This is a genomic window from Rossellomorea vietnamensis (assembly GCF_008180615.1).
In the GTDB taxonomy this organism is placed as follows: Bacteria; Bacillota; Bacilli; order Bacillales; family Bacillaceae_B; genus Rossellomorea; species Rossellomorea vietnamensis_D.
Window position 1 is genome coordinate 1 of sequence record NZ_VTEH01000008.1, and the last position, 24,742, is coordinate 24,742.

Annotated in this window: 23 protein-coding genes and 2 other annotated features; of the genes, 14 read left to right on the plus strand and 9 right to left on the minus strand. The window is 40.3% G+C overall.

What is annotated here, in order from left to right:
• Positions 1-398: 398 nt before the first annotated feature.
• On the minus strand, positions 399-1,727 hold the full coding sequence (gene ltrA, locus FZC79_RS11605; protein ID WP_148946965.1) for a group II intron reverse transcriptase/maturase: 1,329 nt from the start codon (positions 1,725-1,727) through the stop codon (positions 399-401).
• Between the two features lie 898 nt (positions 1,728-2,625).
• On the opposite strand from ltrA, the gene FZC79_RS11610 reads away from it, so the two are divergent.
• A complete protein-coding gene (locus FZC79_RS11610; RefSeq protein WP_148946966.1) occupies positions 2,626-3,189 on the plus strand; it encodes a nucleotidyltransferase family protein in 564 nt (187 codons plus the stop codon).
• 829 nt (positions 3,190-4,018) lie between these two features.
• Here FZC79_RS11610 and FZC79_RS11615 read toward each other — a convergent pair.
• Together FZC79_RS11615 and FZC79_RS11620 are read right to left on the minus strand one after the other, a co-directional pair.
• Positions 4,019-5,203 carry a chromate transporter gene (locus tag FZC79_RS11615; protein WP_148946967.1) on the minus strand — a complete coding sequence of 395 codons (1,185 nt, stop codon included), beginning with the start codon at positions 5,201-5,203 and terminating at the stop codon, positions 4,019-4,021.
• 34 nt (positions 5,204-5,237) lie between these two features.
• Positions 5,238-5,546 (minus strand): PadR family transcriptional regulator, encoded by a 309-nt coding sequence (locus FZC79_RS11620; RefSeq protein ID WP_148946968.1) that lies wholly within the window; start codon positions 5,544-5,546, stop codon positions 5,238-5,240.
• A 196-nt stretch (positions 5,547-5,742) separates the two neighbouring features.
• Here FZC79_RS11620 and FZC79_RS23615 point away from each other — a divergent pair, with 196 nt between their 5' ends.
• From FZC79_RS23615 to FZC79_RS11630, 3 genes are all read left to right on the plus strand, one after another.
• On the plus strand, positions 5,743-6,315 hold the full coding sequence (locus FZC79_RS23615) for a hypothetical protein (protein WP_252183314.1): 573 nt from the start codon (positions 5,743-5,745) through the stop codon (positions 6,313-6,315).
• A 41-nt stretch (positions 6,316-6,356) separates the two neighbouring features.
• Positions 6,357-6,707: a DUF2268 domain-containing putative Zn-dependent protease gene (locus FZC79_RS23620; RefSeq protein WP_252183315.1), complete on the plus strand. Its 351-nt coding sequence runs from the start codon at positions 6,357-6,359 to the stop codon at positions 6,705-6,707.
• A gap of 170 nt (positions 6,708-6,877) precedes the next feature.
• Positions 6,878-10,036 (plus strand): DEAD/DEAH box helicase, encoded by a 3,159-nt coding sequence (locus tag FZC79_RS11630; RefSeq protein WP_148946969.1) that lies wholly within the window; start codon positions 6,878-6,880, stop codon positions 10,034-10,036.
• A 91-nt stretch (positions 10,037-10,127) separates the two neighbouring features.
• On the opposite strand, the gene FZC79_RS11635 is transcribed toward FZC79_RS11630, so the two are convergent.
• Positions 10,128-10,307, minus strand: coding sequence for a hypothetical protein (locus FZC79_RS11635; RefSeq protein WP_148939975.1), 180 nt, complete (start codon positions 10,305-10,307; stop codon positions 10,128-10,130).
• A gap of 288 nt (positions 10,308-10,595) precedes the next feature.
• A complete protein-coding gene (locus tag FZC79_RS11640) occupies positions 10,596-11,030 on the minus strand; it encodes a YndM family protein (RefSeq protein WP_148946970.1) in 435 nt (144 codons plus the stop codon).
• Between the two features lie 302 nt (positions 11,031-11,332).
• Here FZC79_RS11640 and FZC79_RS11645 point away from each other — a divergent pair, with 302 nt between their 5' ends.
• The gene (locus FZC79_RS11645) at positions 11,333-12,631 is read left to right on the plus strand and encodes a hemolysin family protein (RefSeq protein ID WP_148947091.1); all 1,299 of its coding nucleotides are present in this window, start codon (positions 11,333-11,335) and stop codon (positions 12,629-12,631) included.
• Positions 12,632-13,152: 521 nt separating this feature from the next.
• Positions 13,153-13,382 (plus strand) — a binding site (T-box leader).
• A gap of 54 nt (positions 13,383-13,436) precedes the next feature.
• Positions 13,437-13,664 (plus strand) — a binding site (T-box leader).
• A gap of 63 nt (positions 13,665-13,727) precedes the next feature.
• Positions 13,728-14,807, plus strand: a complete 1,080-nt coding sequence (locus FZC79_RS11650; RefSeq protein ID WP_148946971.1) for a bifunctional 3-deoxy-7-phosphoheptulonate synthase/chorismate mutase — start codon at positions 13,728-13,730, stop codon at positions 14,805-14,807.
• A gap of 57 nt (positions 14,808-14,864) precedes the next feature.
• On the opposite strand, the gene FZC79_RS11655 is transcribed toward FZC79_RS11650, so the two are convergent.
• Positions 14,865-15,863, minus strand: a complete 999-nt coding sequence (locus tag FZC79_RS11655; protein WP_148946972.1) for a DUF3231 family protein — start codon at positions 15,861-15,863, stop codon at positions 14,865-14,867.
• Positions 15,864-16,131: 268 nt separating this feature from the next.
• Between FZC79_RS11655 and FZC79_RS11660 the strand changes: the two genes are divergently transcribed.
• Both FZC79_RS11660 and FZC79_RS11665 read left to right on the plus strand, forming a co-directional pair.
• Positions 16,132-17,307, plus strand: a complete 1,176-nt coding sequence (locus FZC79_RS11660; RefSeq protein ID WP_148946973.1) for a TraB/GumN family protein — start codon at positions 16,132-16,134, stop codon at positions 17,305-17,307.
• A gap of 414 nt (positions 17,308-17,721) precedes the next feature.
• Positions 17,722-18,279 (plus strand): AAA family ATPase, encoded by a 558-nt coding sequence (locus FZC79_RS11665; protein WP_148946974.1) that lies wholly within the window; start codon positions 17,722-17,724, stop codon positions 18,277-18,279.
• A gap of 90 nt (positions 18,280-18,369) precedes the next feature.
• On the opposite strand, the gene FZC79_RS11670 is transcribed toward FZC79_RS11665, so the two are convergent.
• A complete protein-coding gene (locus tag FZC79_RS11670; RefSeq protein ID WP_148946975.1) occupies positions 18,370-18,639 on the minus strand; it encodes an OsmC family protein in 270 nt (89 codons plus the stop codon).
• Positions 18,640-18,840 carry a hypothetical protein gene (locus FZC79_RS11675; RefSeq protein ID WP_148946976.1) on the minus strand — a complete coding sequence of 67 codons (201 nt, stop codon included), beginning with the start codon at positions 18,838-18,840 and terminating at the stop codon, positions 18,640-18,642. It abuts the gene before it with no gap.
• Positions 18,841-19,052: 212 nt separating this feature from the next.
• Between FZC79_RS11675 and FZC79_RS11680 the strand changes: the two genes are divergently transcribed.
• The 6 genes from FZC79_RS11680 to FZC79_RS11705 all read left to right on the plus strand — a co-directional run bounded on the left by FZC79_RS11680 (position 19,053) and on the right by FZC79_RS11705 (position 23,566).
• Complete coding sequence (locus FZC79_RS11680; protein ID WP_148946977.1) at positions 19,053-19,646, plus strand: kinase; 594 nt, start codon at positions 19,053-19,055, stop codon at positions 19,644-19,646.
• 130 nt (positions 19,647-19,776) lie between these two features.
• The gene (locus FZC79_RS11685; RefSeq protein WP_148946978.1) at positions 19,777-20,067 is read left to right on the plus strand and encodes a hypothetical protein; all 291 of its coding nucleotides are present in this window, start codon (positions 19,777-19,779) and stop codon (positions 20,065-20,067) included.
• 169 nt (positions 20,068-20,236) lie between these two features.
• Entirely contained in the window at positions 20,237-20,440 is a 204-nt protein-coding gene (locus FZC79_RS11690) for a hypothetical protein (RefSeq protein ID WP_148946979.1), read from the plus strand.
• Positions 20,441-20,916: 476 nt separating this feature from the next.
• On the plus strand, positions 20,917-21,270 hold the full coding sequence (locus FZC79_RS11695) for a VOC family protein (RefSeq protein WP_148946980.1): 354 nt from the start codon (positions 20,917-20,919) through the stop codon (positions 21,268-21,270).
• A gap of 158 nt (positions 21,271-21,428) precedes the next feature.
• The gene (locus FZC79_RS11700) at positions 21,429-22,133 is read left to right on the plus strand and encodes an SGNH/GDSL hydrolase family protein (protein ID WP_148946981.1); all 705 of its coding nucleotides are present in this window, start codon (positions 21,429-21,431) and stop codon (positions 22,131-22,133) included.
• Positions 22,134-22,390: 257 nt separating this feature from the next.
• Positions 22,391-23,566 carry a CHAD domain-containing protein gene (locus FZC79_RS11705; protein WP_187442749.1) on the plus strand — a complete coding sequence of 392 codons (1,176 nt, stop codon included), beginning with the start codon at positions 22,391-22,393 and terminating at the stop codon, positions 23,564-23,566.
• 184 nt (positions 23,567-23,750) lie between these two features.
• Here the strand turns inward: FZC79_RS11705 and FZC79_RS11710 are convergent, their stop codons facing one another.
• Entirely contained in the window at positions 23,751-24,599 is an 849-nt protein-coding gene (locus FZC79_RS11710; RefSeq protein ID WP_252183317.1) for a methyl-accepting chemotaxis protein, read from the minus strand.
• Positions 24,600-24,742: the final 143 nt, after the last annotated feature.

The following is a 24,742-nucleotide window of genomic DNA, read 5'->3' on the forward strand; positions in this document are numbered from 1 at the left end:
AAAAAAACATCAAAAGGCAAAAAAAACATCAAAAGGCAGGCAGAAGATACCGGATAAACCAAAGGAAAAAGTCCAATATGGTCATGTCGCATTAATCGTTGAGAAAAGAAAAAAGCAAGTTAAGAGAGTAATTAAGTAAATATATATATATTACAAAAAATGGGAACAGGCGGCACTTTTATTTGTGTATTGTCTTTTTTGCTTCCCTGATCTAATGAAGATGGTAAATTTTTACTTGTTTACAAATTTGTTTACATCTTTGCAAAACCAGTGGGTCTCACCTGTCCCGCTAGTCCCGGTCGAGTAAGCGGGAACTGCCTCTTTGATTAGAGGTCAGGTTCCTCACTCCTCACAGAACCGTGCGTGCGGTACTACCGCACACGGCTCTTCCTATCATTTTACAGAATATAGTTAAGACTTCTTTTAAGGTTATATATATTCACTTTCACCTTCGGTTGGGGCAGAGGATACTTTTGGAGGAATAAGATAAATTTATCCCAGCTGAAGGATTTCCTCTGGCTTCTTCTATTCATCCATTTAAACAGTAGTCGTCTAACCTGATGAAGGAATTTCTTCACCGCTGGTGAATTGTCAGTGATACAGTAATAATTGTAATAACCTACAAGCGAACGGCTGATTCTTGCCATGATATCCCTGATATCAGTTGTTCGGTGGGTCTTCAGCCATTCCTTGTGTGTCTTTAACTTGGCTTTTACTTTCTTTCGGCTGCTTTTACGTTTCACTCGAAACCTTCCACTCTTACTCTTGCTACAGTAGTGTGTAAAACCAAGGAAATCAAATGTAGGAGGTTTCCCTCCTCCATTGCCTTTGTCATCCTTATCGGCAAATCTCCCAAATGTAATAATTTTGGTCTTATCTTCTTCGACTTCAAGGTTGAATTTCTGAAGCCGTTTGTAGAGGGCTGAGTAGAAGTTTTCGGCATCGCTTTTGAGTTGAAAGCAGCACACAAAATCATCTGCGTATCGCACCATATAAGCTTGGCCTTTACACTGTTTTCGGACTACTTTCTCAAACCACAGGTCTAAGACATAGTGTAGATACACATTAGCGAGTATGGGCGATACCACACCCCCTTGAGGAGTCCCTTTATCCGTTTCAAAGTATTTACCTTCTTCCATATATCCACCTTTCAGAAATCTGGCGATAATTCTTAGAAGGTTGGGATCATTGATACGGTGTTTGAGGAATTTCATCATCCAATCATGGTCTACATTGTCAAAGAACCCTTTAATATCCGCATCAGCAATGTAATTGGTATGGCGCTCTTCGATGTACACATTTAGAATCTTTAATGCATCGTGACAACTCCTGTTCGGCCGGAACCCAAAAGAACTGTCCAGGAAGTCATTCTCGTATATGGCGTTGAGAATCTTTGAAACTCCACGTTGAACAATTTTGTCCTCGTGGTCAGGAAGACCAAGTGGTCTTTTCTTCTTGGTTCCTGGTTTATTGATGTACGTCCGTTTGACCGGTACAGGACGATAAGCATTATTTTTCATACGTGCAACGAGCCCTTTGATATTTTCATCCAGCTCTTTGCCATACTCTTCTTTTGTCACACCTTTAACACCTGTTGCTTTACCGCTAGGTAATTCATGATGACATTGTTTCAGGTTTTCTTCGTTCAGAAGATGAGCCAAAGAAGTAAAAGCCATATCATGATTTGTTTTCGCTAATTCTGCTATCCTTGTCAGTTTCGTTTCCATTCTTAATCCACCTCTGTGTGTAGAAAATGTTTCCCGTTCAAGGGCAATGACAGGTAGGGACCTTTCCTCCATCAGCGTTGACCGACTTCATGGGTACTATATCCCTATCCGACTTCCTTTAGGCGTTTGACAACCCTCACTTTATTATCGCTTGTTCGTCATTACTCTTGCCGGTTCTTCGGCAAAAGACCTAAAGGATCTCCCGAGTTGCCGTAACATATCAATGTATAGCGTGCCGAGGTCATCGACTCCGAGGAAGTTGTTATTCTCTTGCCGCTAACGTGAATAACAATGTTGCCTTCTATACTCCCGAAAATATCGGCCTTCCTAAATAATGCGCGTTTTCGGAGCTCAATCCCTTCAACCAGTTAGTTTACGGCCCACTACCTCGCTGTCTACGCTTAAAGGCAATGTGTTACCACTTTGCCCTCCAAGACTCGCTACGAGTGAATGGCTAGTTCTTTCTCGACGGGAATCCCACCCGTTATATGTCACGACCTAGGCTCGGTCGCTCCAGGAGGTCGCACACCTTCCGCTTCAATCCGTCTACGTTCAGAAAAAATCGATAAATAACCTTAAAAGCAACATCTTTCAAATAGAGCCTATTAAAATGAAAGAACCGCATGAAATCAAGTATAAAACCTTGAACTCATGCGGTTTTATTTTTCTACTATCCCAACTTATGTCCCAGCCTCTTTTTTATTTGCTGTTTTCTCAAAGGCTATGGCTTCGGAATTCCACTCCTATTACGCAAAAGGGGGAGGTGACACGGCATTAAATGGCCAAATCCTTTAGAATAGAACATTTTTAATATATTTCTGATTTTCTCCAAGAATATAAGTCTCGAAAATAAGTATATGTTACTATAAGAATATACGTTCGCTCAGGAGGGTTGGGTATGATTACAAATGAAAATGATATACTCCAAGTGGTCAGAGAAGATAAATGGATGATGGATATTTTAGAAGCTGCAAGAACCTTAGATCTGCCTGATTGGTGGATTTGCGCTGGTTTTGTCCGGTCAAAGATTTGGGATACCCTGCACGGCTTCTGTGGAAGAACGGAAATCCCTGACGTGGATGTGGTCTATTTTGATTCCGCACAGGTGAACGAAGGTGTGGAAAAGAAGCTCGAGAGGAAGTTAGCGGAGGAACTTCCCAATGTTAGGTGGTCTGTAAAAAACGAAGCAAGAATGCATATTATCAATAAGCTCCCTCCATATACATCATCTGTAGATGCGATTTCTAAGTTTCCGGAGACTGCCACAGCACTAGGCTTGAAGCTGGACGCAAAAGGAGATTTGATTCTTACTGCCCCGCATGGCCTGGAAGATGTCATCAATATGGAAATCAGGGCAACTCCACAGTTTAAAACCTCGAAAGAACTTGCCTCAATCTACGAAGACCGAATTATCAAGAAGGATTGGCAGTCGACTTGGAAGAAGGTTAAGATCTTTTACTGATTAGGTAGGTGATATGTAATAAAAACGTATCTAGAGGTAGCGGGTTTTGTTTTTGAGTACAAAATAAAAAATAACACACCAAAAGAAGTACGAAATCGCATTGATTTTGCCACTCCTTTTTTCTTTATTTATCGGTATTTTTGCTGTAAAATCTGCTTAATTATTATCACAAAATGCACCCTAAATAGCAGATGACAGAACTTATTGTTCTCCAAAATTCTGCACAACTTCCTATACTCTATTAATCCATTATTATTAAAACGAGAACAGTTAACTATAGAAAAAACTAACAATTATTTGATTGGAACGGAAGGTGCGTGACCTCCTGCGGGACTAGCGTGCGTCTAGTTCCAGCACCTAGCCCCTCGGGGTCAAATAACCCCAAGAGATAAAAAGGAAGACCGCCTTTTTTTCTCTTGAGAACATTTGCCTGTCGGGGCTGACCAAGGTGCTTCCACTTTTGAAGACAGGTGAGACCCCATAGGCGGAGTCACGCACCTGGAGTGGAAATCAATAGACAATGTTTTTGCTTGGGTTCACTTAACCATTTATTTGACTAATTAAAAGTCTGTATTTCAAAACAGGAACCGTTAATCAACTGGGGCCTTTTTCCAACAGAAATAACCTTGTCCTCATGGCATCGTACAAAGCCACAAGGCAGTGTTAAAGCAGAAAAACATTTGGTATTGTCCTCGCTGGAGCAGGGTGTTTACGCTCTACGTACTCACATTTTAAGATAGGGAAATCTTTTCAAAATAATCTATTACAGTTTTCAAAACCTCATGTATAGACCAACCTAAAAAAGACCACCCAGAGGCAGCCTTCATTCTTAAACCATTCCTACTATCCAACCCCCGATGGCGCCAGTCAATACAACCATCCAGGGCGGAAGCTTCCAATACACGAGCATACTGAAAAGAACTGCTGCAAACGCAAAGTCGACAGGTGCCAGGATTGTGCTGGTCCAGATCGGGTGGTAAAAAGCTGAAATCAAGATTCCAATTACTGCAGCATTGACCCCCATTAAAGCACCTTTGATCTTCGGGTTTCTCCTGAGAGAGTCCCAGAAAGGAAGCGTTCCATAAATCAGAAGAAAGGCGGGAAGGAAAATAGCAACTGTTGCAATCAGTCCTCCTTGCCAGCCATTCATTACGGCACCAAGGTAAGCCGCAAAAGTAAACAGAGGACCAGGCACTGCCTGAGCTGCACCGTAACCTGCCAGAAATGCTTCTTCACTCAGCCAGCCTGATGGTACAAATTCCTGTTCCAATAGAGGAAGAACAACATGGCCTCCTCCAAATACGAGGGACCCTGACCTGTAGAAACTGTCGAACATGGCAATCCAGTTAAGAGTTGTCGCTTCTCTAAGTATGGGCAGAAGAATCAGCAATCCAAAGAACAACGTCAAGCAGATGATGGCGAATCTTTTAGATAGAGGAACCTTCAATTCCGATTCCTGAGTGTCTGAATGATTTTTATACAGTAAGAAACCTGCTATCCCGGCTAGGAGAATCACAGCAACCTGAGAAAAGGCGCTCTGCCACAGAAGTGTGACTATCAAAGCTAGCAGGGCCAATGTTTTTCTAGACAGATCAGGAGCGAGCTTTAAGGACATCCCCAAAATCGCATGGGCAACTACCGCTACTGCTACAATCTTCAACCCCTGGATCCAGCCGGCATTTGTAACGTTGAATTCAGTGAGCAGCACTGCGAAAAAAATTAATGCAATAACAGAGGGGAGGGTAAATCCTATAAAGGAAACGATTCCACCTAATGCCCCTGCCCGCATGACTCCTATTCCAATTCCGACCTGGCTGCTTGCAGGACCGGGAAGGAATTGACAGAGCGCTACCAAGTCTGCATAGCTTTTTTCATCCATCCATTTCTTCCTCAAGATATATTCATTATGGAAATACCCTAAATGGGCAACAGGCCCGCCAAAGGAGGTAAGGCCAAGTCTGGTTGAAATGATCAGGATTTCCAATAGAGCTTTAAGGCTTGTTTTCTGTTTCATTTCTTCACCTTCATTTCAATGATTATTGTAAACATTACTCTTTAATTTCCCTAAATAATTCATATGCTTTTTCCCGAGCTTCCTTCAGGACTTCATTTCCTTTTTCAGTAGTTCTGTAATACTTTCGGATTTTGCCTCCTACATTTTTATCATCTCTCACAAGCAGCCCATCCGTCTCCATAGAATGCAGGATAGGATAGAGCGTACCCGAACTAATATTATAACCATGCTCTCTTAATTCTTCTGTCATCCACGATCCATATACAGGATGCTCTTTGGCATGATGTAAGATGTGGATGTGAATGAAGCCGAGAAAAAGTTTTCTTAGTACCTTATCCTCCATAATATCGAACCTCCTATGACTTCAATTTCGAAAACCAATATCGAAATACGATATAGACAGTTTATATGGGGAACTTTACTTTTTCAAGGCAAAAGAGGAATATTTACATTGACTTAACATTAAGGATAATCAAGAAACCTAAATGGAACTATATGGTATAATTGGCAGGGACGACATACTAGGTAAAGGAGGAAAAATGAAGCGTTTACTATTGTTACTATTTGGAAGTTTAATACTACCTGGCTGTTCTGAGGAAAAGGCCGCAGAGATGGATGGGGAAAAAGCGGAGGAAACAGATGTCAGAATAGAAGCCGAAGATCTAATTCATTCCTTCCAGCATCCTGAAAGCGGTCAATCCTACCAAATCATTGATGCTTATAAACTCTACGGTAATTACATAAATGCTTTGGATAAAAATACAGCAACATCTGAGAAAGATCTCTATCAACAGGAGGTCATAGATCCAGTTTATCAGCAATGTTTTGCAGACGGAGAATTTTCTCATTTGGCGGAGAGCATCACCGGCCAGGTTCCCCATTCACTGGATAGGGTGATGATTCTGAATGAAAAAATTGAAAACAGCCAGTACGTAGAGTCTATAAAAGAAGCATTATTTAAATCTTCGGAGCTGCTTCCTGCTGTAAGGAAACAAATATCTGTATTTTTCCCAGTATCAACAGAACCAACTCCGTTGCTGTCACAGTCGGTTCCGGAAAAATCAACATTCTCTACTCGCAAAACTATACCGAGGATTTTTTTTAGGCAGTAACCGCACATGAATACCATCACAGTGTTTGGGCTGAAAATTTTTTGGAAAGCGGAAACCAGCAGACGGTACTTGATAATCTTGTTTTTGAAGGCAAAGCAGTGATGTTCGAAAAGGTTGTATATCCTGACATCCAAGGTACACGGATAAATGAGGACTACAACAAGAAGTATTGGGCAAAAATAGAGGGGGATTTGAACAGTACTAATTTTTACCGATCGATGGAAATCATTTTTGGCGGAAATGGATTACCACCGTCTTACGGCTATTCAGAAGGATATAAGATGGTGAAATCCTATATCGATTATCATCCTGAAAGTGAACCCCTGGACTGGACAGGCCTGAGTGGAAAGGAAATTTTTGAAGAAGGAAGATACAGGGAGCATTATCAATAAATAAATTTTATTTAGAAGTGGACAAGAATCATTGAGATGATTTTCGGCCGCTTCTTTTTATGTTTCTGTAAAAAACAGTTAGATTAGATAGCGAGCTGGTTTTTCTTGAGAAGAAATAAAATATGTTAAAATACAGTTAGCTAAGACGCCCCGAAGGAAGGAGAAAAACATTGAACATCAACTTGAATACAAAAATCATCAAAGATAAATGCGGCAGTGTCTCCTTCAAAAGAGGTGAAACGTATTTTAAAAACAATGCTGTTGAAATTATAGAAGACCATACAGATGCTTGCAAGGCAGTCGTTAAAAGCACAGAGGATTTCCATGTGACTATCAGCAGCGATCTCAATGGAGAAATTCATACAGAATGCACCTGTCCTAAACTTTCCTCTTTTGCCCTTGAATGTCAGCACGTTGCGGCTGTCCTCATCGCCTTAAAAGACAGACAAAGAGGGAAACAAGATCTAACGGAAGGATTCTTGACTCTTTTTGAGAATAAAATAAAATCCAGCGGCCGCCAGCGCCACTTCGACACAAGAAGAGTGATGGAGGCAGAATTCACTCTAAAACCAGTTCGCACAGCAGACGGACAATCTTTATTCTCTCTAAAATTAATGATCAACCGTCAATGGATCAAAGATATTCGGACATTTTTACATAGAGTAAGAAATGGACAAACCTATCAGGTCTCCAGAGATTTTATCTATGACCCGCAATTTTATTGTTTTTTAAGAGAAACCAATGAGGTGATCACGCAGCTAATTAAAGTTGTTCATGATGAAAAAGTGTACCAGGAAGAACATTCATCTGTGCAAGAAACGAAAGAGCTTCTGCTTATACCCCCATCATCCTGGCAGCCGCTTCAGCCGCTTTTGCAGGAGGCTGGAAATATCCTCATCGACGATGCCGGCCAGCTGTTCAAGGGGCTTCAGATAGCGAAGGAACCACTTCCTCTTCAATTCACCTTTGATGACGACGAAGGAGATTACTACTTGAAGGTAAGAGGATTGCAATGGATGGTCGTGCTCCTTCCCTACAACTCTGTGTTGTGTGAAGGTAAGCTCTACCATCTTCCACCGGAGGACTGTAGAAGGCTGGCTGAAATTAAGGATATGCTGGAATCCTCGGGAACGAGCAAAATCCCTATACCCTCAAGCCGGATAGCGTACTTTCTTGAAAAAGTGGCTGTGGACTTAAAAAGACTGGGGAAAGTAGAGATAAGCGGGTCTCTTAGAAAAAAATACATGACAACTCCTCTTGTTGCAAAGCTGTATCTCGACAGAGTGAAAAACCGGCTGCTGGCTGGACTGGAATTTCAATATGAAAATATTGTCATCAATCCACTGGAAGATAAAGAGATTCCAACTGGAAATATGCTGGTGAGGGACACAGCAAAGGAGAAAGAGATACTATCCCTCATGGAAGAAAGTTCTTTCGCTAAGACAGAGGGAGGCTACATTCTCCACAACGAAGAATTAGAATACGAGTTTCTGTATTATATGGTGCCGAAGCTCAAAAAGCTTGCAGGAATATATGCCACCACTGCTGTCAGAAGCAGAATCTTCCGGGGAAAGTCCTCTCCGAAAATCCGGGTCAAAATAAAGAGGGACAGGATGAACTGGCTGGAGTTCAAGTTCGAAATGGATGGTATACCGGAGAGGGAGATACACGAACTGTTATCCTCACTTCAGGAACAGCGTAAATACTACCGGCTGCAAAATGGCTCTCTTCTCTCTCTGGAATCAAAGGAAATTCAAGAAATCCAGCGTTTCCTGAGAAATTCTCAGGCCGATCATATTGACTTTGCCAAAGGATTGGCCCTACCTATGGATCAATGCCTGGAACTCCTTGATTATATAGATTCGAGCGAAGTGTTCAAAATTGAAAAATCTTTTCGTGAGTTAATAGAAAGTCTGCGGCAGCCAGGCTCTTTCACATTTGACACTCCTGATAATCTCTCGTTCATCTTAAGAGATTATCAAAAAGAGGGCTATCAATGGATGAAAACACTGGCGCATTATGGGTTTGGAGGTGTACTGGCTGATGATATGGGGCTGGGAAAAACCTTACAGAGCATCGCATTCATTCAGTCAATTCTTCCTGCAATCAGGGAACAAGAAAGCCCGGCATTGATCGTTTGTCCTTCGTCTCTGACGTATAACTGGCTGGCCGAATTCCAAAAATTCACCCCTGCCATTAAAGCTGTTGTCATGGATGGCAATAAAAAACAAAGACAATCTCTGCAGAAAAATTTCAGAGAAAGGGATGTTATTATCATCTCTTATCCATTGCTGAAGATGGATATCTCATGGTTTGAAAAACAAGCCTTCTCTGTTGTGTTTTTTGATGAAGCACAAAACTTTAAGAACCCTGTTACCCAGACAGCCAGAGCCGTAAAAAAAATAGATGCAGCTCATCGATTTGCCCTGTCCGGCACTCCGATCGAAAATTCGATTGAAGAGCTGTGGTCCATCTACCATGTCGTCTTTCCACAGCTTTTTAAGGGCTTAATGGATTACAGCCATTTAACAAGAAAAACGATTGCCCGGCGGATCAAGCCCTTCATGCTGAGGAGATTAAAGGAGGATGTTCTTTCGGAGCTTCCAGCCAAAATGGAAATGAGGGAATCCATCGAACTCCTGCCCCAGCAGAAGAAGCTTTATGCTGCCTACTTGGCTAAACTGAAGCACGATACTCTTAAGCATTTGGATAAAGACACATTGAGAAAGAATAAGATCAAAATTCTGGCAGGAATCACTCGTCTGCGGCAAATCTGCTGTCATCCCAGCCTTTTTGTGGAGGGGTATAAAGGAGATTCAGCCAAACTTCAACAGCTGCTTACGATTATTGAAGAATCTAAACAGTCCGGCAGAAGGGTATTGATTTTTTCTCAATTTACAAAAATGCTTGATCTTATTGGAAGAGAGCTGGCAGGGAAGGGGCTGCCATTCTTTTATCTTGATGGCAGCACTCCTTCCCAAGAGAGAATAGACCTATGCAGGCGGTTTAATGAAGGAGAACGCGACATATTCCTTATATCCCTGAAAGCCGGCGGAACAGGCTTGAACCTGCATAGCGCCGACACGGTCATTTTATTTGATACCTGGTGGAACCCTGCTGTAGAAGAACAGGCAGCAGATCGGGCTCACCGCATGGGACAGAAAAATACAGTACAGGTTATCAAACTTGTGGCAAAAGGAACGATTGAGGAGAAAATGAATGAACTGCAGGAGAAAAAGAGACATTTGGTCCAGGAATTAATCGACTCCCAGGAAAAGAAAGACACAGTTTTGACAGAAGAAGATATCAAGGAAATCTTAAACCTTTAGTCGAAAGTAATAAACATAAAAAGACCAAGCCTGAACATAAGTTCAGGCTTGGTCTTTAGTTTATAAGATTCATTTAAAAGTAAGTGCTATTTCAGCTGATTCTGTTCAGTATACTCTTCGTATTTTCTGTGCCAATCTCTTTCATCAACTGCTGCAGTTCCTCTTTCATGCTGCTGTCCAAACCATTGTAGATCAGCAAAGCTTTCGTTTCATCAGAAGTAACGATCCTTCGATAAAGTTTCGAAATTTTTTTACTCCTGTGACTTTCCATTTAACCACCTCGTGAAAAAGATTGATTTCATTATAATACGTTTTTAGTTACCTTATCAATATATAAGTATTAAAAAATATGAATATGAGTACTTTTTATGAAAAAATGAAAAAATTTTATTATTGATAAGCGTTTTGATGATTCAATTGCTTGAAAGGTAATAGGGTATCTATGAATAGACCAAGCAGATACAGGATTCAGTGATGGTGCTGGTGGAGATACGATTATTATTTTCATATAAACACAAAAAAGAACCTGAAAGAAGTAAAATCAGGTTCTTTTTTGTGTTTATTTCTCTTTATCTGGTTTTGGATTTTGGTCTTCAGCAAATTCATAAGCAAAAGCTTGTTTGAAGGATGGCCTGTTGTTCCGGATTTCTGATGAAATATTCTTGATGATAAAGGAATGAACAAAAACTTCAGAGGCAGCTATGAGAAGTGCTGATATGATGCTTCCCCAGGCAACCTGCAGATAACTGTCAAACAAGATTCCCCCAAAGATCCAGACCACAAGATAGGTGAGGAAGAAATCGGTAATGACAGCGTTCATTTTCCCAATCCGGGGCAGCAGTATTTGATCTCCGATAAAATAGGATATCACCGTTATCAGTAAACTAAATGAGAAAATATCAACAAGGGTCGCTTCGAAAAACAAATCCAGACTAATCCAAAAAACTATCAAGCTGGCCGCAAACTTAACGATGAGTACCTTTAAATGTTTCATTTCGGTATTAACTCCTTTTTTGCTTATTGTTACGCAAAAGTTTAGGTGACATACATTTCTGTTAGAAATTTTCCGAAAAACGAAGACAATGAGGTAATATACCCGATTGCCCTCGGGAAGCAGATAAATTGAAAAAGCAAAATTAAATTTTATTGAGCTAAAATTTAAAATCCTATATACAAGGCTCGTATGTAGTTTAACTTCATACATTGAGGATAATAATACTCTATAAGAAAAACGATAATATATACGTTTGCAAACTTTTTCTTAGGAGGTGAATGTCTTACATAGTAAGACACAATTTGACAACTTTAAATATATTTCTCATCATCCTTTTAATTGCATTAACAGGATTTTTTGTAGCAACTGAATTTGCCATCGTAAAGGTTCGATCCTCCAAAATTGATCACATGGTAATGGAAGGAAGAAAAGGAGCTCAATCAGCGAAGAAGGTCATCTCTCACTTGGATGAGTACTTATCAGCCTGCCAGCTGGGCATCACGATCACCGCATTAGGATTAGGCTGGCTTGGAGAACCCACTGTTGAAAAATTGCTGCATCCTTTATTTGAGTACTTTCAATTGAATGAATCACTTACCCATATTCTTTCCTTCGGTATAGCATTCGCCCTGGTTACTTTTTTACATGTAGTGGTAGGAGAGCTTGCACCTAAAACCGTAGCAATCCAGAAAGCGGAAACCGTAACCCTGCTGTTCTCTGCACCTATTATTTGGTTTTACCGCATCATGTTTCCATTCATATGGTTCCTAAATGGCTCGGCCAGGCTTTTAGTCGGTTTATTTGGTTTGAAGTCTGCTTCTGAACATGAGCTGGCACACTCGGAGGAAGAGTTAAGAATCCTCCTTTCTGAAAGTTATAATAGCGGGGAAATCAACAAGAATGAATTGAATTATGTAAATAATATTTTCGAATTTGATGAGAGAGTCGCCAAAGAAATAATGGTTCCACGGACAGAGATGGTCGCAATAGATAAAGATCTAACTTTTGAAGAAGTATGGAAAACCATTTCGACGGAGACATTTACCCGCTATCCGGTTGTCGAAGGTGACAAAGATAATGTTATAGGGTTCCTCAATATCAAACAGTTGATCACCTCTGACATGGCTGATTTAAAATCGCATAGAGAAATAAAAATTGAAGAATTCTTGAGTCCTGTCATTAAAGTTATTGAGACTATTCACATTCATGACCTTCTTGTAAAAATGCAGAAAGAAAGAACGCATTTAGCCATTCTTTTGGATGAATACGGAGGTACTTCCGGTTTGGTGACGGTAGAGGATATCATTGAAGAGATAGTAGGAGAGATAAGGGACGAGTTTGATGAAGATGAAATCCCGAATATCAGGAAAGTATCTGAAGGCCACTATATCCTTGCTGCCAAACTGCCTTTAAGAGATGTGAATCAGATTCTCGGAACCGACATAGGCTACGATGATATTGATACTATCGGCGGCTGGTTCCTTTCTGAACGGTTCAAAAATGAAAAGGAAGCTGACATACTTACTGAACAGGGATATGTCTTTCAAGTGCAGACAGGGGAAGGGCATCAGATACAATATTTAGAAGTGACAAAAGAATAAGCTGTTAAACCAGTCTTTCGAGAACGTGAAGGCTGGTTTTTATTTGAATTACGGTGCTATTTGATAGATAATTTGAAGAAGATTTCCTAAGCTCCCCAGAAAAATTGGTTAAGATAGAAAAGCCCTTGTGTATAACGATAGCAGCAACCTATCTTAGTTAGAATTCAAGTGATTTCTGAGCAAACTTTAAGGTTTCTACAATTCTACTTGAATTTAATATATCGATTTTCGTGTAAATGAATTTAGCAGTGTTTAGAGCACTTTTTACTGCATCAACTTTTTAATTTAGTGGGTTTCATGTGGTTAATGGCTGCTTATTGCTGCATCACCATCCGGCTCTATTAGAACCCAAGCTGATTTTAACAGCACCGATCTTCAGTGATAAAATTTACCTAAACTGATTTCAGAGCGATTTATATATAGGAAAATTGCCCTTTATGGAATTTTTTTAAAAATTAATATTGACATTCGAAGCGTATGACCATATAATACCGGAAAGCATCAATTTACGAGCATAGTTTTTAAAGGCATTGAAGGGAACACAGTAATACTTTATCTCCCTGTTTAAGAGAGCTGATGGCGGTGGGAATCAGTCAAAGATAAAGTATGAATTACAGTCCTGGAGCTTCTTTTTCGTAACGAATGCATTGGCTTCGTGAAGGGAAAGACGGTCAAACGATCGTTAACAAATTTAAAGTGGTGAAGATTCTTCTTCACAACATGGGTGGTACCGCGATTATTCGTCCCTGCTGATTATACAATCAGTGGGGATTTTTTGGTTTCTACCCGCAGCTTTTCAATTAAATAGCCGGCAATGAAAGGATCATAGTAGTGTTTTATCTCCCTGTTCAGAGAGCTGATGGTGGTGAAAATCAGCCAAAGATAAGCATGAATTACAATCTTGGAGCTTCTTTTTCGTAGTGAATCATTTTGGTTCATGAAGGAAAAGACGGTTAGGCGGCCGTTAGCGTTAAAAAGTGGTGAACGAGTTTGTTCACAATGAGGGTGGTACCGCGAGTCATTCGTCCCTGTCGTTTAGTTACGGCAGGGATTTTTTGTATTACTAAATTTTAAAAACAAACTGGAGGAATGAAAAATGAACACAACTGGATCAGGATTAATGGAACTTCGCCACAAGATTGATGGTATCAACTTACAGTTACTGCAGCTGCTCAATGAAAGGGCAGAAGTCGTCAAAGAAATCGGCAGAAACAAAAAAGAGGGAGTTAACCGCTTTGACCCTGTGAGAGAGCGTGAGTCGCTGGATATGCTGCTGAAACATCATGACGGTCCTTTTGAGTCTTCAACCATTGTGCATATCTTTAAAGAAATATTCAAAGCCAGTCTTGAGCTTCAGGAAGATGACCACCGCAAAGCCCTATTGGTTTCCAGAAAAGATCACCCTGAAGATACGATTGTCGATGTGAAGGGAACCCTTCTTGGAAATGGTGTTCAGAATTTCATCATGGGACCATGCGCAGTGGAGAGCTATGAACAAGTAAAGGAAGTAGCTGCCGCCATGAAGGCCCAAGGACTAACACTGCTTCGGGGTGGAGCATTCAAACCGCGTACATCTCCGTATGATTTTCAAGGTCTGGGAATAGAAGGCTTGCAAATTTTAAAAAGGGTGGCTGATGAGGAAGGTCTTTCAGTCGTAAGTGAAATCCTGAGTCCTCAGGATGTAGAAGGAGCTCTAGAATATGTAGATGTCATTCAGATCGGGGCAAGAAACATGCAGAACTTTGAGTTGCTGAAAACCGTTGGGAGAGTGAACAAACCCGTTCTCCTGAAACGTGGTTTGTCAGCCACTATAGAAGAGTTCATTCATGCCGCAGAATACATTTACTCAGAAGGAAACAAGGACATCATTCTATGCGAACGGGGAATCCGGACATACGAAAAGGCGACCAGGAACACGCTTGATATTTCTGCTGTACCAATCCTGAAAAAGGAAACACATCTTCCAGTGGTGGTAGATGTCACACATTCCACAGGGAGGAAAGATTTACTGCTTCCTGCAGCTAAAGCAGCTTTGGCTATTGGAGCGGACGCTGTTATGGCAGAAGTTCATCCTGATCCGGCTATAGCCTTATCTGATTCTGCACAGCAAATGAATATAGACGAGTTCAACGATTTTATGGGAAAATTGACCGAGTTTAAAAACAGGCTGGCATAACTACAATTATTAATTTCAAAAAAATGAACGTCCATTTCCTTCCTGGACGTTCACTCTCTATTTCATTAATTTATTTCGATCCTCCATGCTTGGCGGCTGCTCAAGCCAGCCATTTTTAGCCATGATTTTTCCTCCATCCTGTCCAAAGGTCAGTATATCTTTTGCCTTATCAGCAAGTTTCAAAGGAAGATCGCTTCTCAGACTGAAGGCAGTGCCAATCGCATTGCTTCCCAACCCAAAGTTGCTGAATAGGCTTGTACAATACATCATCAATTTATCTGAAAAAGGAGGGACCTTGGAATCTGTTGCTTTCGCTCCCCACGTAGAAGGTGCCTGAATATCACTTTCGATTAATACCTGGGTGAAATCACTGATAATTTTTTTTGAGAGTTCTTTTCCTTTAATAAAGTATTTTTTCACTTCGGGTTCATTGGCCACTTGAGCAAAGCCTGTCATTAGCTGCATTCCAAATATATTGGTTTCTATTGCAAAGTAAAGATAAGACACTTCCACTGTATTCAATGCTCTTTTCTCTGAAAATAAATTAAACCCTGACATATAATTCGGACTTTTGGCAAACTCGACAATCGAAGGCATGGTTACCGATGGAGCACTTGGCAGTACATCCTGCTCCTGAAGGTAATCGACACATTTGTCATAGACACTTTGCGTAAAACCTGTCAGCTCTTTATATAAAAGGATAAGATCCTTGCGATAAGACATGCTTAAATGGAGGGTGTGCAGACCCATACTGATTTCTTTTAAGACACGAAGGAACATGATATCAAAGTTATGGTCAAAAAGTTTAGGTACTCCTTTATAAACATCCTTCTCAGTAAATCCGATGGGAATGACAGCTCCTTCATCTTTAAGGATAGTTGTTATTCGGTCTAAATAACCCAGTACTTGACTGTGGGTATCCTGCAGGATTTCTTTAGCCTGCTCATCATCTGAGGCCTCTATGAAATACTCTAATATTCTTCGGATCATTGTTTTCTGCTGATAGGTCATCCATAAAGTAGCCAGTTCACTGGAGCTGATCGCTTTTTGAGTCATTTACATCCATCCTTTTTTTGTGTTCGCACCTCTAAATCTTTTTCTTAAAGTTTGTCTTTTAAAGGAAGTTTATACATATAAGTGGTCATTTTCAGATAAAATCCAATGAAATAATGATGTTTATCAAAGTACTAATCCAATTCCTATACTAAAAATGGTATAGTTATGATAGAACATAATCTAAAAACAGGAACACCAATACATATAAGAACAAGTAATGCCAGACATCAAAAAAAACGATTAAATGAGCATAAAAGGAAGGTAACTTATGTCTATTGAAAACGAACAGAATATCACCAGGCTGCATATGGATGGAAAAGAATTCATTCTGATCGGCACAGCCCACGTTTCGAAAAAAAGCGCCGAACAGGTTAAAGAGGTCATAGAAAGAGAACAGCCTGATGCTGTGTGTGTAGAATTGGACGAGCCCCGGTATCAATCGATAATGGACGGAAATAAGTGGAAAGAGATGGATATATTCAAAGTGATCAAGGAGGGGAAGGCTTCTCTCTTATTAATGAACCTTGCAATTTCTTCCTTTCAAAAAAGAATGGCCAAGCAATTTGGCATTAACGCCGGTCAGGAAATGATTCAAGGAATTCATTCGGCCAAAGAAGCAGGAGCAGAACTTGTACTTGCCGACAGAAACATCCAAATCACATTCGCCCGTATTTGGAGCGGAGTAGGATTCATAGGAAAAGGTAAATTGATGACACAGATCATCTACAGCATCTTTTCGAATGACACTATTACGGAAGAAGAATTGGAAAGAATTAAACAGCAGGATATGCTCGACAGCATGCTGGCTGACTTTACAGAGCATTTTCCTCGTTTGAAGACGCCTTTAATCGATGAGCGGGATCAATATCTGGCACAAAAAATTAAAGATGCACCTGGAAAGAAAATTGTCGCAGTTTTAGGTGCAGCCCATGTTCCCGGTATCAAAGAAGAGATTAAGAAGAATCATGATCTGGACCGGTTAAATCAGCGTCCACCAAAGTCTAAAGTCCCAAAAATCATTGGCTGGACCATTCCTTTCTTGATCCTTGCCGTTATTGCTTATACATTTATCAGTAATCCTTCTGCTGGTATTCAGCAGACCATCAGCTGGGTTCTGTGGAACGGTTCTTTCTCTGCTTTAGGAACAGCAATTGGGCTTGGGCATCCGCTGGCGATCTTGACAGCATTCGTAGTAGCTCCCATAACCTCGTTGAATCCGCTGCTTGCAGCAGGCTGGTTCGCCGGATTCGTCCAGGCTTACTTCCGCAGGCCTAATGTTAATGATTTTGAGACGCTTCCAGAAGACGTGCTAAGTGTTAAGGGCTTTTGGAACAACAAAGTAACCAGGGTCCTATTGATTGTCGTACTTGCCAATCTGGGAAGCTCTCTTGGGACATTTATAGGGGGAGCAGATGTCATAAGGGTGTTTTTAGAAAACCTGTAAGCCATGGACCTTACGTGGACCAGAGTTCTTTTGGGGACTCTGGTCTTATTCATTTCTGTAAAAAAAATTAACCAGCGTGCATTTATAAATCCCGGGAGGATAAGTTATTTTCACAAAGGCTGTTCTCGCAAAGATTGTTGCTTTCGTATATCCCCGTATACTAAGGGATTTCTCTTTAATAGGGGAAAGCAGCTCTTTTCTTTTCATGATTACCAGGTTAGTAAGGTGAATAAAGATTATTTTTTTAGAATTAGTATTAAATAGCAACAAACTTTCCGAAAAGAGCCTTCACATAAGAGTCCTAACAAGAAGGAAACCCAGCATAAGGGCTGCGCTCTTGTAAAGAGGACTGATAATTAGTATAGCCAAATAAGCACGAACTTTATAATGAATACAAAATGGAGTGTAGTGTCAATGAAATTAGTCCTGATATTTGGGCCGCAGGCAGTCGGAAAGATGACGGTTGGGCAGGCTTTACCCAAAAAGACAGGGATGAAATTACTGCATAATCATATGACAATCGATCTCTTACAGCCATTATTCGGCTTCACTCCTGAAATGTGGAGGCTAACTCACCAATTCAGGGAGGAGATATACAAGTCATTTTCCCGAACAGACGAAATCGGCTTGATCACTACTTTTGTCTGGGCGTTTAATATGAAAGAGGACTGGGAATTTGTTAAAAAAATCAGCAGCATCTTCAAGGATCAGTCTGCTGAAGTCTATTTAGTAGAACTCGAAGCTGACATCGAAGAGAGAATAAAACGAAATGTAACTCCCAACAGATTGGAACATAAACCGACCAAACGCAATACAGAGCAATCGGAAGAGCATCTTCTACGCTCAATGAAAACCCTTCGATTAAATTCACAAGAAAATGAAATACAAGCCGAAAATTATATACGAATAAATAATACTTCTTTAAGTCCTGATGAAGTGGCAGATAAAATTAAATCAGAGTTCAGCCTTTAAAAGAGAAGGGGCGTTTCAATAATAAAACGCCTATCAGATTCGTTTGATAGGCGTTTTATTATTGAGTGTATAAAATTACTTTAGAAAATTTTAATACTCTTGGATTTCCCATGAATGATCGAATTCAATTGCGCCTTTCAGCGTTTGTGCCACCGGACAACCTCTTTCGAAAACAGACAATGCCCGCTCGGCGGCTTCACGTTTTCCTTCAGGAACTTTTAAGAAATAACGGCAGTTGATTCCAGTGATTTTTAAAACGCCATCGGGAGCTTCAATCACACCTTGAATTTTTGCAGAAACCAAGTCAGGTGAAGTCGGTATTTTACGCGCCTCCAGCGCGCCTGATAAGGTCCCGACCAGTCAGCCGCCTGCAGCTGCGACAATATGGTCCAATGTGGATGGATGCTCAACTTCTGGTTCTACACCATAAAACCTCTTGACTCCTCCGTGCACCCCAAACAATACAGGCTCTTCGAACTCACCTATATACGCTTCCCGAATTTTATTCGCTGTGTCCTTTTGAATAATGGTTATCTCCGTCAATTCTTCTGGTTTACCCATATGTACCACCACCTTTTTTATAAGAATAACGATAATAATATGTCATTGCAATCAAGGAGTACTGATAAGCAAGAGTGAATTTTTTGCTGAGGATATTTCTTTCATAGACAAAGAAAAGAAAATAAATAAAAGAATTCCTATATAAGTCGGAATACTCTGTTTATTTTATGATATAATCTTTAAAATATCCAAAAACAAAGGAGGCGAATAGGTTGGAAGATCATCTACAACATCTGCTGCAAGTGGTCAAAGAAAAAAAACAAGCCAAACGATACATCCTTGCCATCGACGGACTTAGCAGAGCAGGCAAAACGACTTTAACCGAAAGATTTTGTCAAAAGTTGAAGGATGAGGACATTTCACATACTACTTTCCATATTGATGATCATATTGTCGAAAAGAAGAAAAGATATAATACAGGGCGAGATGAGTGGTTTGAGTATTATTTCTTACAATGGGATCTGCATGGAATCCGAAATAATTTTTTTGAAAAACTGCTGCTTTCGAAGAATTTCAGCCTCCTCTTCTATGATGGTTTATCGGATACCCACAAGAAACAAATGATTGACTTGCCTGAAGAATGTATCATTATCGTAGAAGGTGTATTTCTTCAGCGGCAGGAGTGGAGGGGATATTTGGATTTTGTAGTCTTCCTTGATTGCCCTAAAGAAATAAGATTTAAAAGGGAAAATGAACAAACGCAAAGGGACTTGGAAAAATTCCGAAACAGATATTGGAAAGCCGAAGATTTTTATTTAAAAGCTGTATCTCCTAAACAGAAAGCTGACTTAGTATTACAGCTCTAACCCCAAAATACAAGCCGTGACATTCATTTTTGCGTTTGCTTACCTGCACCTATGCAGCCTATCATCCAATACAGCTGATATTCTTCCTCTCTTGCGGACATCCTAAGAAAAAATCATGGAGGCGGAAAATATGGGAACAGGCGATGGCAGATTTTATGGATTTGTAACCAATAACTTTAGTAATCTGGAGCAGGGAAAGATGGAGCACGACACATATCAAGTTTATGTGAAAGATGACTTCGTTGGTAACAAAACACTTCTTAATCAAAGCGATCAGCTTTCCGATGTGGATGATTTTTTAAGAAAGAATGGTATCGATTCCTTTGAAACATCACTGGAAGGGGACCACTATCGAATCCTTCCCCTAAAACAGGAAGACCAAGTTTTAAAGGCACTGGAAGTGTATTTTAAGAATCGATAAATCTTTTCCAGCTATATCCCATCTTCGCATAAGAGATACTAAGCAGGGAAAGTGCCTTTGGTTCTTTCCCATTCTATACGAAGAGGTGTTTCGTTTGAATCATTTGTTGTCGAGGCTTTTCAGCCGCAGAAGATCTTCCTTTGTAAATTTGTTTGGCCGGAGAAAAGGGATGAACAGAAGAATGATTTGGAGTTCCATCCTCAGCCTGGGAATGAGTGCAGCTGCGTATGGACTGAACCGCAGGAAGAATAACCACTCATCCGGTTCAGTTCAGGGAGGGCTCATGAAAAACAGAAACATGAGTATGCTGCAGAACGCCATGGCCGAGTTTGCCAATGAGATTGCCCCTGACAATAAATACAACAAACGCTGATACTCTTATACCCGGGGCTTGCTCCGGGTATTTTTCCTATTGAAAGGCTGTTTTCACAATCATTGTGGCTTTGGAAAAAACCAAGGGCCGGATTTCTCATCGGATACTAAGGGGTTCTCTCTCTAATAGGGGATAACAGCTCTTTTCTATTCATGCTAACTAGGTTAGGTTATTCCGGTGAATGAAAATCGTTTTTTCGGAAGGCTCTTTTCGCAAAGATTGTGGCTGGTTTAAGTATTGGATTACCATTCCAGTCCCACGTCTTCCGCACCAATCCTCTACGTTAAAGGGAGAAAGTTAAAATAGCATCCAAAAGCAACAATTTTTTAGAAAACAGCCTATCGGAATTACTAACATATAGCAGCAAAGCATACAAAATGAGAATAATTAAAACAAGACCATTTTAGATATCGGAAGGAGAATGAGCAGCATTGTAGAAAGATGATGTGAGGAGAAATTTAAAGGAGGGACTTAAGATGAAAAACCCGTTGAGCAAGAAAATCGGTGTACTACTTATCCCTGTAAGTGATATAGAAAAAGCCCGTGATTGGTATTGTGACCTGCTGGGATTTCCTGCTGATGGCGAGATCATGTTTGGTCATCTATATGCACTGCCGATGAAAGGGACAGAGATCATTTTGGACAGCAAAATCTATTCAGAGGAAAATACATACAAGTTTCCGCCCTTTCATATCAATAAGGAGGACATCAAGGAATCCTATAAATATGTGAAAGAAAAGGGTGTAAGATCAGTCTCGGAAATCCAGCATGACCATTATTTTACCTTTCAGGATCCAGACGGCAACCATTTAATGGTCTGTGAGTGTTGAATGTACCTCTATGTACTTTACCAATTAACACTGCCTTAGAGGAACCCAAGCTCATATATAAAAACAATGCAAAAAATGGTGAGCAGTATTTTAAGACATCCTGAAAATATATGGTAAAATAATAAAAACTTATTTTACTAGTATAAGAGGTGTCGATTGTGAAAATCGTTTGCTTTGGTGACAGCTTGACTCGCGGTGTTTCTTTTGTAAAAGGAAGACTTCGAATATTGAAAGAGAATTATCCCAATACACTTCAACAATTATTTTCCGAAAACAATAAAGAGGTATCTGTCGTTAATAAAGGTGTTTTTAATGATAATTCTCATCACCTATTGGAACGACTTGAAAAAGACGTAATCATGGAAAAGCCTCAATATGTGATTATTGAAATCGGAGGTAATGACTGCAACTTCAAATGGAAGGAAGTAGCCGAAAAACCATGGGAAGAGCATAAGGCCATCGTACCGATGAATCAATATATAGAGAATATCAAGAGCATCATTACCAATCTTAAGGAGCATCAAATCACTCCTGTCATTGCAACTCTTCCTCCTCTGGATCCTGTTCGCTATTATAAAAACATCTCAGATAAATACAGCCCGTCCATCAGTCACTGGATAAGCGAAGTAGGCGGCATCGACTACTGGCACGGACTCTATAACCGAAATTTAAACAGACTGGCGGAAGAATGCAGCACACTCAAAGTAGATGTTAGATCAGCTCTCAAAAAAGCCGGCGATTTGGTTGATTTCATAAGTGACGACGGAATTCACTTAACAGCTGCCGGTTACAAAGTGCTTAGCGAGGAAATCTACCGAAACATTGAGAAGTGGAATAAAGAAGAGAAGGGGCTATCGACTTAACTTCCAGCCGAAAGGAAAGATATTCAACAAGAGATTCCATACAGGATGGACACCATACAATGTGGGATAAAGAGGCAGTTCAAGGAGCATTTTAGTCATAATAGATGAACTGAAATGCTTTTTTATTGTTTGCTCTGACTTAGTTAATTTTTAAAAAAATGGGGAAGTACTACGCCTATATCTCTCTGTCATTCTGGTTTTTCACTTTGCACGTTAGGGAAAATATATGTAACCTCACCTCGAAAGGAAGTGTGAATGTGAAGATCATTTCTGCTACCAGGATAATAGATGACATGGGAAGGGTCGTTTTCCCAAACAACGCAAGAAAAGCACTGAACTTGGAAGAAGATTATTTAATTATGAGAATCGATAATAAGAAGCACCTTATAAACTTTAGCTCTTCAGGAAGAGGTAAGAAGGTGCCTATTGATGAAAGCGGGCGCATCCCCATTTCACCTGAGTATATGAACAAGCTGGGGTGGGAAACCGGAACAGAAATCGGTCTGTTTATGCAAGGCGAGGAAGGTGTCCTGCAAGGGAATGCCCCTTCTTGTGTGATTTGTGGAAGCAACCAGGCACTTCTTTTAATAAAGAAAACTCATGTTTGCGAGGATTGTATCCATACAGGTACTGAAGCATCAGTTGAGAGATGGTCAGCCGTCCTCGGTGATCTTTTTCAGGAATACAAAGAATACTGTGAAAAAGCCGTAACATTTACGAACACAGAAGACGTCCATAAAGCTAGAACAAAGGGAAGAAGGCTGCGTACGCTCATCCATTTCATCGGAATAAAAAAAGATCATCCCTTATATAAATGCTTGAAGGAGGCTCATGACGTACTAGGAAAAGTAAGAGAGAACGATGTCTTCATTGAAGCCTTTGACAAAGAAGCAGAAAATAATAAGTACAGTGAGCTGTATAGTAAGTTCATCCAGAAGGTTGAAGAAGAAAGAGAAGAACATCGCAATGAGCTGAAGCAGAAACTTCCCCATATAATCGATGATGAATTTTCAGTGCGCTGGACAACTTTTTCACAAGATGAGTTGAAGGACAGCGTGGTTAAATTGGATATAGATACAGCGTTGAAGCAGTATGAAAAGAAATTTGATGAACGGGTATTTAAATATAAGGAAATCAAAGATAAGAAATCGGATAAAGGGCTCGATGCACTTCACAGTGTGCGGAAACAAGCGAAGAAACTTAGGTATATCTGCAGCTTCCTTAATGAAGTTCAGTCCATAGACTACACAAGGAAATCCAAGCAGTACAAAAAAGTTCAAAAAGATTACGGAGATATCATTGATTTACGAGACTGGATTCATGAAACCCGCAGTTTAAGTGAAAATATCCAGGATGACAGCGATGATGTTAAAAAAGTAAGAAAACAGCTTAATCAAAGGTTGAAAAAGCTGGTCAAACAAGTGGAACTTTAACCTGAGAACGACCTGTGGCCATTGTGCGAGGATTCTTTTTAGATCACCCTGGCCATGTAAGCCATGACTTCAGAATAAAATGTAAAAACAAAAGCGAAAGACCTGCCATCTTTCGCTTGTTCTTAAACCGTGAGGATTAACCAGGTGTCTGCTGCATAGAAGATGGGGCAGATACCTGGTTTCTTTATAATTGTGAAGCATATTTATTAAGCTCTTTACTCATCTTTTCAATTTCATTGATAAATGCGGAAATTTCCTGGGTGGATGCCGCTTGATTTTCACCGACACTTACGACTCTTTCAACGGAAGCGGCCATTTCTTTCATGGAAAGCTGCAGGTTGGAAAGAATGCTCCGTACCTTCTCTGTGGAGGCTACGGTTTCACTTGATAATTTTCTGATTTCTTTAGCCACTACGTCAAACCCCCGTCCCATTTCTCCAGCACGAGCGGCTTCAATGGAAGCATTCAGCCCTAAGAGATTGGTTTGATCGGCAATCTTTTTAATCATCGTAATGACTTCATTTGTCTGCTCCATCTCTGTCGCTGACTGAACGGATTGCTGTAGAAGCTGATGGCTTATGTCCGAAAGACCTTCAGCACCCTTTTCAACTTTACTGACACTTTCATTCGTATGCACTACAGAAGAGACAATCTGGTCTGCTATTCTTCTCAATTCCTTCTCGTTTTGTTCCTGCATCTGTATAGCAACCGCACCAATGACCTGCCCATCCGTAATAATCGGATTGGCAAGTCCTGTGAATGGAAATCCAAAAAATTCAGCTGGGACTTCCTCTTTGATCACTCTTTTATTCTGTATACAATCGGCCAAGGGTTCCCTTGGATTTATTTTTGTCCCCGGTTTAACCCCCAAATCAATCTTACGGCTTGGATAATAGGCAAGCCATTCTTCGCGGTTTGTAATCCCGATCGCTATATCCGGCAGCATGGCTGAAATGAATTTCGTCACTTCTATATAATATTCTAAAGCGGGATGATTCACATTTGATTTATGTTTGTTTAGTGTGGTGTACAATGTAAGCCCTCATTCCTCTGTGACTAATGTACTAGTAGTATAGCAAACTGTCTTCATTCTTTCTATTCTGAAGGTGTAAAAAGGAGAGGAATCTTTTTTGTGAGCGTTCTAAGGGAACTCTGCATTTTTTAAGAAGTTTTTTT